The sequence below is a fragment of the Streptomyces hygroscopicus subsp. hygroscopicus genome (genome assembly GCF_001553455.1).
Taxonomy (GTDB): Bacteria; Actinomycetota; Actinomycetes; order Streptomycetales; family Streptomycetaceae; genus Streptomyces; species Streptomyces hygroscopicus.
Genome location: NZ_BBOX01000308.1, coordinates 1 through 3,173, shown reverse-complemented (window position 1 = coordinate 3,173; position 3,173 = coordinate 1). Strand labels below are relative to the sequence as shown.

General features: G+C 74.5%; 1 protein-coding gene. It reads right to left on the bottom strand.

The annotated features are described in order from the left end of the window. Nucleotides 1-215: 215 nt before the first annotated feature. A complete protein-coding gene (locus AXW62_RS28300) occupies nt 216-2,525 on the bottom strand; it encodes an ATP-binding protein (protein ID WP_252368768.1) in 2,310 nt (769 codons plus the stop codon). Between the last annotated feature and the right edge of the window lie 648 nt (nt 2,526-3,173).

The following is a 3,173-nucleotide window of genomic DNA, read 5'->3' as shown; positions in this document are numbered from 1 at the left end:
TTCGTGGGGCTTGCGAAAAGTGCCGGGACAGGCGTGCCCGCCGTGCATAGAATTCGCCCCTTGCCCCGCGCCCCCTGCCCCGCGCCTCTCGCCTCTCGCCTCTCGCCTCTTGAGAAGGTTCGCCCCTTCGAAAAGGCTCGGGCCCTTGGGAAGGTCCGTCCCCTTGGGGGTTTCATGGGGGTTCGTCCCCGCCCCGGGAAGAACGGCGCGGGCCTTCAGACCGTACCCGTACCCTCCGGCGGACGTTCGCCACCGGCCTCGCCGACGTGGTGCTGTTCCGCTACCCAGACCGCCACTTGGGCACGCGAGGTGAAACCGAGCTTGCTCAGAATGTGCTCGATATGGCCCTCGGCCGTGCGCTGGGCGATGACCAGGGACGAGGCGATCTCCTTGTTGCTCAGCCCCCGCGCGACCAGCTGTGCGATCTCCGACTCGCGCGGCGTCAGCGGCGACGGCCGTTCGCCCACTGCCGCCTCCCCGCCGGGCAGTTCGTCCTCCAGCGCGTACCCCAGCGCCTCGGCGTAGGAGAGTCGGGCGCCCTGTCTGGCCGCCGCGTTGAAGGCCGCTTCGCCCAGCGCCCGCCGCACCGTGGCCTCGCACTCCTCGTGGTAGCGGATCAGATGCCCGTAGCCGGACAGCGGGGCGCCGATGGCCTGCCAGATGCCCCGCAGGGCCCCCAGCAGCCTGGCCGCCCGCGTGTGGTCCCCTTCGGTGGCCGCGATCCAGGCCAGCACCTCCAGATTGACGCCCACTCCCAGCGGGTCGTCCATCGAGCGGTTGAAGGCGAGGCTGTCTTTTTCCAGGGCGGTCGCCCGCGCGGTGTCGCCCTGGCGCCATACGTCCACACCGAGCGCCATCATCGTGTAGGCCCGGTGCCAGCCCTCCCCGTACGCGTCGCACACCTCCAGCGACTCCTCGCCCAGGGCGATGGCCCCCGGTGAGTCGTCGATGAAGGAGTGGGCGAGCGAGAGCCGGATGAGCGCCAGGGTCAGCCCCACCGGATCGCCGGTCCGGCGGTGGCGGGTCACGGCCTCCTCGTACCACGCGATCGCGGTCCGGACCTCCCCCCGGTACATGGCGACCATGCCGGAGTAGAGCGCGGTGTAGGCGAGCACGGGCTCCAGGCCCAGCCGGGTCCCGATGGACCGGCTCTCCTCGAGCATGGCCGCGGCGGCGTCGGTGTCGGACTGGATGACGGCCAGCCAGCTGTTGGTCCACAGGGCCCGCGCCCTGATCTCGGTCGGTTCGGGGCAGAGCGCCAGGCCCTGGTCCAGCCAGCGGCGTCCCTCGCCGAGGTAGTAGCTGGTGATCCAGTGGTAGAGCAGATCGGCGGCCATGCCCAGACCGCAGGCGGTCCGCCCCGGCTGGGCCAGGCTGCCCTCCAGCGCGGTGCGCAGATTGGCGTGTTCCCGCTGGAGCCGGGTGAACCACTGCACCTGGGCCGGTCCGAACAGCGCCGCCCGCGCGTCGGCGGCGAGCCCGCGGTAGTAGTCGCGGTGCAGCCGCAGCCGCGACGCCTCCTCGCCGGACGCCGCCAGCCGCTCGCGGCCGTACTGGCGCAGCGTGTCCAGCATCCGGTAGCGCACCACGGCCCGGTGCTCCTCCCGGAGCAGGATCGACTTGTCCACCAGCCCGGACACCAGGTCCAGGATCTCCTCGCGGTCGATGCCCTCGCCGGAGCAGACCGCCTCGGCCGCCTCCAGGTCCAGGCTTCCGGCGAACACCGAGGCCCGGGCCCACAGCAGCCGCTCCCGTTCGCCGCACAGCTCGTAGCTCCAGTCGATCAGCGCCCGCAGCGTCCGGTGACGGGGGAGGACCGTCCGGGAGCCCGTGGTGAGCAGCCGGAAGCGGTCGTCCAGGCGGTCCAGCAGCTGCTCGACGGAGAGCGCGCGCAGCCGTACGACCGCGAGCTCGATCCCCAGCGGGATGCCGTCGAGCCGACGGCACACCAGCTCGACGGCGTCCCGGTTGTCCTCGTCGAGCCGGAAGCCGGGCACGATGGCCGCGGCCCGCTCGACGAACAGCCGTACCGCGTCGCACCGCGCCAGCGCGGCGAGCGACGGCCGGGGTCCCCGGGCGTCCGGCAGTCCGAGGGCGGGTACGGCCAGGCTCTGCTCACCGGCGGTGCCCAGCACCTGACGGCTGGTGGCCAGCAGCCGCAGCCGGGGCGCCGCGCGCAGCAGCCGGTCGGCGAGCCGGGCGCAGTCCTCCAGGAGGTGCTCGCAGTTGTCGAGGACGATCAGGGCTTCCCGGTCGCGCAGGTGGTCGACGAGGACGTCCATCGCCGGGCGCGAGGAGTGGTCCCGGATCTCCAGCGCCTCGGTGACGCCCTGGGCGAGCAGCGCGGGATTGTCCAGTTCGGCGAGTTCGGCCAGCCAGACGCCGTCGGGGAAGGCCCGGCGCGCGTCGTCGGCGACCCGCAGTGCCAGCCGGGTCTTGCCGACTCCGCCGACCCCGGTGAGGGTGACCAGGCGGGACGTGGACAGCATCCGTCTGACCTCGGCCGTCTCCTGCCGACGTCCCACGAAACTGGTCACCTCGGCCGGCAGCCTGCCAGTCTGCCGCCCGGTCGGGGTGCCCGTCGCCACCGCACCCATCGATGCCTCGCACCGGCCTCGGGCGGGCGGGGTCGGTGCCCGCACGGACCGAAGCCCTGCTTCAAGGCTATGCCCGGCCCCGGAGCCACCGCACGCCTCCGGCGCGGCGGCGACCCACCGGGCGCCGGGCCGTCGGCCGGGTGGGGGCTGTGCCCCGGGTGGGGGCGCCCGGCGGGCGGGAGCCGTCTGCCGGGGGGCTGTCTGCCAGGTGGGGGCTGTCTGCCGGGGTGGGGGCGTCCGGCGGGCGGGAGCCGTCGGCCGGGCGGGGGCCGTCTACCGGGGAGCGTCTGCCGGGGCGGTCCTGTGGGCCCGGGTCGAGCCGTCTGCCGGGGCGGAGCTGTGCGCCGGGCGGGGGCTGTCTGCCGGGGCGGTCCTGTGGGCCGGGTCGGAGTGTCCGCCGGGCGGGAGCCGTCCGCCGGGTGGGGGCGTCCGCCGGGCGGGAGCCGTCTGCCGGGTGGGGGCCGTCTACCGGGGGGCGTCTGCCGGGTGGGGCCTGTGGGCCGGGTCGGAGTGTCCGCCGAGCGGGAGCCGTCTGCCGGGTCGGAGTGTCCGCGGGGCGGGAGCCGTCGGCCGGGG